Origin of the sequence: Pedobacter sp., from assembly GCF_035566355.1 — a bacterium.
In the GTDB taxonomy this organism is placed as follows: domain Bacteria; phylum Bacteroidota; class Bacteroidia; order Sphingobacteriales; family Sphingobacteriaceae; genus Pedobacter.
Genome location: NZ_DATMRL010000355.1, coordinates 1 through 3,652, shown reverse-complemented (window position 1 = coordinate 3,652; position 3,652 = coordinate 1). Strand labels below are relative to the sequence as shown.

The 3,652-nt window shown below is 40.4% G+C and carries 3 protein-coding genes and 2 pseudogenes; 1 reads left to right on the top strand and 4 read right to left on the bottom strand.

Translation table 11 applies throughout. The annotated features are described in order from the left end of the window. From VNZ46_RS13680 to VNZ46_RS13665, 4 genes and pseudogenes are all read right to left on the bottom strand, one after another. Nucleotides 1-681: pseudogene (locus VNZ46_RS13680) on the bottom strand (hypothetical protein); the annotation flags it as partial. A 10-nt stretch (nucleotides 682-691) separates the two neighbouring features. Then, complete coding sequence (locus VNZ46_RS13675) at nucleotides 692-1,075, bottom strand: hypothetical protein (RefSeq protein WP_325560649.1); 384 nt, start codon at nucleotides 1,073-1,075, stop codon at nucleotides 692-694. Between the two features lie 74 nt (nucleotides 1,076-1,149). Continuing rightward, complete coding sequence (locus VNZ46_RS13670; RefSeq protein ID WP_325560648.1) at nucleotides 1,150-2,106, bottom strand: hypothetical protein; 957 nt, start codon at nucleotides 2,104-2,106, stop codon at nucleotides 1,150-1,152. A gap of 52 nt (nucleotides 2,107-2,158) precedes the next feature. Then, nucleotides 2,159-3,154, bottom strand: a complete 996-nt coding sequence (locus VNZ46_RS13665) for a TIM barrel protein (protein WP_325560647.1) — start codon at nucleotides 3,152-3,154, stop codon at nucleotides 2,159-2,161. 126 nt (nucleotides 3,155-3,280) lie between these two features. On the opposite strand from VNZ46_RS13665, the pseudogene VNZ46_RS13660 reads away from it, so the two are divergent. Beyond that, nucleotides 3,281-3,652 (top strand): annotated as a pseudogene (locus VNZ46_RS13660) (hypothetical protein); the annotation flags it as partial.

Genomic DNA, 3,652 nt, shown 5'->3' with positions numbered 1-3,652 from the left:
CCAGTCTACCAGGTTATCAGACCACGCAAGGTTAATAAACCCTTCGCCCCAATACATCCAGTATTTCCCATTTATTTTTGCTGCAATTGGCCTGCCTCCTTCCATTTTAGTAACAATGGAACCGGACTTAGACCAGTAATTGAGAAATTTTCCATCATAAGCCCTTGCAAAAGCAGGCCCTTTCTTTTCCCAATGTATCAAGTCTTTTGAAAATGCTATGCTTAATCTGGCAGTTTTACCGTTCCATGAGGTATAAGCCAATACATATAAACCATCCTTAGTTTCAACAATTCTTGGATCTTCACACCCTCCCGGATTATCATATTTCATAAATGTATCACGATCCGGGTACAAAACCGGGGTTGGATATTTTGTAAAATGTATTCCGTCATCACTATATGCCAAACCAATCCTGGAAGTCCGCCCGGATAGCCTGGCTGCTGGGTTATCTTCGCAACGTAGTAGCAAGTACACTTTATTGTCTTTAACAATCGCTGCGGGGTTAAACACATCTGCTTTCTGCCACCGCACTACTTCGTTTGTTATAGGGCAAGTAAATGTAAAAGAAGAATCTGCCCCAATAATTGGATTATCTTTTGGTTTATAAAGCGATTGGAAATCCCATCTATGGCACCCAGCATACAATAATGCCAATAATAGGCCTACATATAAATTTTTCATCTTAATATCCTTATTGAGTTTTCTTTACCCGCTCGCCTTCAGCATCAAACATGCTCATCAGGCTGCCGGTGATATGATCGTTATCTTTTTTGTTCATGACAAGGCTCACGTCATATCCCTGTGCGGTGAAATAGACTGCGGCCGAAGTGTCTGTCAGTTCTACTTTGGAGATTTTAGAAATCTCTGCACCAGTGGTGTCCTGTACAACACCTGTTATAGAATCATTCCTGTTCTCCAGCAGGAAAATCATCCGGGTATCACCACTTGGTGTGCCTTTTATCAGCACACTCCATTTACCTTTAAAATAATCCGCGCCCGGTTTGGGCTGGGCAAACATGTTTGTTGACAGCAGCAGAAAAAAAAGTAACCAGAATAAGAAATTTGCTTTTTTCATAATTGAAGTTGTTTGTGTTTTGTTGTTTAGAATTTCTATTTATGCATTATCCTGCGTTGTAGGCGTAATAACTATTAATTGACCGAATAGCTTACAAACGCAACCTTTCGGCTGTCAGGGCTCCATGAAGGAGTGTTGATAGTGCCTGCCCCACCGTAAAACACCGGTGTAATATCCTTAACAGCCTTGGTTTTGGGATTCATCAGGCGCAGTTTGACGTTTTTGCCAAACGGGTGGTTTTGTTTCTCGTCAGTAGTATAAGCGATGTAAGCAATCCATTTATTATTTGGCGACGGGTGGGGAAACCAGTTGGCATTTTCATCAAAAGTCATTTGCTCTGGTTGAGAGCCATCGGTGTGCATCCGCCAAATCTGCATACGGCCGCTACGGTATGAATGGAAATATATATACTTGCCATCAGGAGAATAATCGGGCCCGTCGTCTAACCCTTCAGCATCAGTTAACCTTTTCGCTGGGCCTCCTGTCACCGGTATTGTGTAAACATCCAGGTTGCTAAAGTCCCCTCCGCAATATGCTATTGTCTTACCATCAGGGCTCCATCCATGCCAAAAAGAAAGATCCTGGGAGGTTATTTTCTTCGGTTGCCCGCCTGCGGCAGGTACGATATACACAGAAAATTTATAAAGTTTTTGTGAAGGGTTGTCTGTATCGAAGCTGGTTATTGCTATTGATTTACCGTCCGGTGAAAGCCCGTGGTCGTCCATGATTTGATTAATTGACCCAGTGTTAATTTCAGTTAATTGCTTAGTAGCCAGGTCAAGCTTGTAAATTTTGCCTTTAAAGTTGACGACAAGGTAATTGTCAGGATGCCAGTTGGGTGCTTCGAAATCCCCTTTGGCAACTAATACTGTATCAATTTTTCCTGTTTTGATATCAACCGTCTGGATATAGCTCGTCGTGTCGTGTTTACTTTGTGCGATTGAGGAAATAGAAAAGAACATACAAAAAAACACCGGGATGGCCGATTTTACAAATGGCAAAGAAAGCGTGCATTGAATTGATTTTTTCATAACTGAAAATGTTTTTTGTGTTATAATAATGCGATTATGGTTTACTGCTTGCCTAAACAGCTACAACTTTTTCAATCAGCTTTTTTGTAGCAATCACACCTGCATCATCGTCTAAATATTTATCGTTCTTAGTGTACATCTTTATCAAGCCACCCTCATATTCAATGCTCACCCATCCCTTAAACCCTGAATCTTTTATTATTTTAAACATCCTGCTGAAATCTGTTTCAATATCATTTCCGTTAGCATCGAACAAGTGGGTTTTGGCGTGAACGCCTTTAGCAAATGGCATAAGGTCGGCTATGCCTTTATACCGGTCATATTCTTCCAGGCATTTGGTTGCCATGTATCCGGCAATATCGTTGGTGGCAGGCTTTGTCCGGTTAATGCAAAAATTCCCGAAATCAGCAAGCGTGCCGCAATGCGGGTTGTTTACATCTTTCATTACGCCTGCAAGCCAGGCGCCGTTGCAGGATAAGCCTATGTGGTTTTCAACAATTACATCAATATTGCTTTTGCTGCCGTATTCAAGGAGGGTATTCAGACTCTCTGCAGATGCTTTGGCCACTTCTGCAGGGGCGCCTTCCCCTTCCATGTTTACGCGTATCATTTGGCAACCCAAGGTTGCGGCGGCATCAATCCATTTGTAATGATTTTCCACTGCTTTGGTTCGTACGTCTTTATTTAAATCCCCCAATACACCTTCGCCATCAACCATAATGCGCAGGTTATAGCAACCATTATCCAAAGCGCGTTTTTTAAGTTCATTCAAAAATGTTGTGTCTTTTGCTTTGCCTGCAAAAAACATGGAACAATAATCCATGCCTTTTATGCCAAATGTTGTAATGGTTTTCTTTGGAAAATCAAGGGGATCTAATTGTTTTGTCCAAAACTGGCTTGCAAGGGAAAACTGCGATAAGGCCAACTTAAATGGCATATCTTTTCTAAAAGTATTACCCTTTAGAATGGAGGGCATTGTTGAAGCTAAGCCCGCTGCAGCAATGCTCATGGATGATTTTTTTAAAAAATCTCTTCTTGATGATTTCATATCGCAGGTTTTAATAAAGTTTCTATTTGGTAACATTTACCAAATGTAAATGTAGGTGCAAAAATTCTATTTGGCAAAATTTATTAAATAGGTTTTTTTAAATAATTTTGTTGCATTATGAATACGTTGAAAGAAGTTGAAGATTTTATTGTGAACGGATACAAAACTTATATTCCGCACGTGTCTATTGATTGTGCTATATTCGGCTATCATGATCACCGGTTAAAAATTTTGCTCTCGCAGATTGAAGGCTTGAATGGGTTTTGCTTGCCTGGCGGATATATTAAACGTATTGAAACTTTAGATGCAGCGGCCAACAGGATTGTTGAGGAAAGAACATCATTAACGGGTTTGTATCTGCAACAATACAAATCATTCGGCAACCCTGATCGTATAAAATGGATTGAAGCTGATGTGGACAAGCTTTCGAAAATTCCAGCATTTAAACAACTAAAATCAAGCTGGTTAAGAGATCAAACAATTTCCATAGGATATTAT